The following is a 1,607-nucleotide window of genomic DNA, read 5'->3' as shown; positions in this document are numbered from 1 at the left end:
TTTGAGTTGTGAGGGTCTGTCTGGAAATCCGGCAGCAGCCGGATTTACCGCACCGGTCCGCAGAGGGGCGGGCCGGTGACGCGACGAAAATATGATTTCTCCGATTTTCCAGACGGACTCTGGTGCGGGCCCATCTGACTTGAAAATGCTAGAAATGTTTTTCCATGAACGTCAGCGTTTCCTGCTCGACACATTCGTCCAGCAGGATGCGGATCGCGGGATAGTTGGGGTCGGCCCGATATGCGGCAAAGGCCTGCGTGAAATGATTATAATCTTTCAGTTGCCACAAGTCGATCAGCGTATTGATGCGGCCAATCCGCTGCTCGAAGCAGCCGATCAGTTTCCATCCCGCGCCGTCCTGAAGAATGGGCACGAGGTGGTCGCGTATGATGTCGAGCATGGCCGGCATTTTGCCGGGCCTGACCCATATGGTGGAATGTAAATGGATCATTATGCTATATCCATTCCTGGCCTATCAGACGACCGGCAAAGGTTCTCCCAGTGCCGCGCGATGACGGGAATATTGCTTCACATGGGATGCCGCGCCTCCATACAGGGCCTCGATAGTCAACAGGCGCTTGAAATAGTGGCCTACGACCAACTCGTCGGTCGTACCGATACCGCCATGAATCTGCACTGAGGCTTGCGCCACCATGCGTCCGGCGATCGCTGTACGGGCCTTGCAGGCGGCGGCGGCGGCGGCACGCTCGATGGGATTGCCATCCAGCTTCAGCGCGGCCAGCAAGGCCATCGAACGCGCCAGTTCCCCTTCGACGTACATGTCGGCCATCCGATGCTGGATCACCTGGAAGGACGAGATGGCTTTGCCGAACTGTGTACGCTGCCTCGCGAAATCGACCGTGATCTCGATCAGCGTGGCGATGATGCCGGTGATTTCCGCGCCCAGGGCTGCCAACATGGCGTCATGGACAGCGGGCAGGATCGGGCCCGCGTCGCGCGCGATCAGCGCGGTGTCCGCCAGTACCAAGTCAGCCTTCAACGCACCCGCCATGGTCCCGTCGATCAACGGCACGTCGGACCAGTCGAGGCCCGACGCATCGCGCGGCAGGAGGACCAGGCCAGTTGCGCCATCGGGCATGGCTGCGCTGACGACGATGTGGGTCGCGCATCCTGCTGCGGGCACTATCGGCGCATCGCCGATGAGGCGCCAGCCTTCACTGTCGCAGGCCAGGACACGATTGCCGCAACCCGGTGCGCCACGGGCGTCGACCAGAGCGAGCGCGATACGGGCTTCTCCGGCGATCACCTCCCCGATCAAGGGCGCCAGATGCGCCCGTCTGGCCGGACCCAACCCGTTCACCAGTGCGCCGAAGCCGACGACGCAGGATAGAAATGGTTCGGCGGCAAGCCCACGCCCCAGCGCTTCCATCACAACCATGCTGTCCAGCGCGCCAAGGCCGAGCCCGCCCTGTTCCTCGGCAAAGGGCAGGGCAAGGATGCCCAGTTCCTGCGCGAACGTCTGCCACAATTGGACGGGCCAGCCGGATGTGGCGAGAGACGCGCGCCGCGTTTCGAAGTCGAAATTGTCCGCCAGGTAGCGCCCGACAAGATCGGCCAGCATCTCCTGCGATTCACCCAATATGGCC

General features: G+C 61.9%; 2 protein-coding genes. Both read right to left on the bottom strand.

Annotated elements, in window-relative coordinates:
• Positions 1-148: 148 nt before the first annotated feature.
• Entirely contained in the window at positions 149-451 is a 303-nt protein-coding gene (locus tag VMR39_RS07080) for an NIPSNAP family protein (RefSeq protein ID WP_325415275.1), read from the bottom strand.
• Positions 452-475: 24 nt separating this feature from the next.
• The coding region (locus tag VMR39_RS07075; protein ID WP_325415274.1) for an acyl-CoA dehydrogenase family protein at positions 476-1,607 on the bottom strand (1,132 nt) is incomplete at its 5' end.

This window comes from Sphingobium sp. (genome assembly GCF_035511395.1).
GTDB lineage: Bacteria > Pseudomonadota > Alphaproteobacteria > Sphingomonadales > Sphingomonadaceae > Sphingobium.
The sequence above is the reverse complement of the archived record's forward strand: the minus strand, read 5'-3'. Positions and strand labels throughout refer to the sequence as shown.

Excerpts from the sequence above, each read along its gene's own strand:
- VMR39_RS07080 (WP_325415275.1), bottom strand. The coding sequence starts at position 451 with ATGATCCATTTACATTCCACCATATGGGTCAGGCCCGGCAAAATGCCG.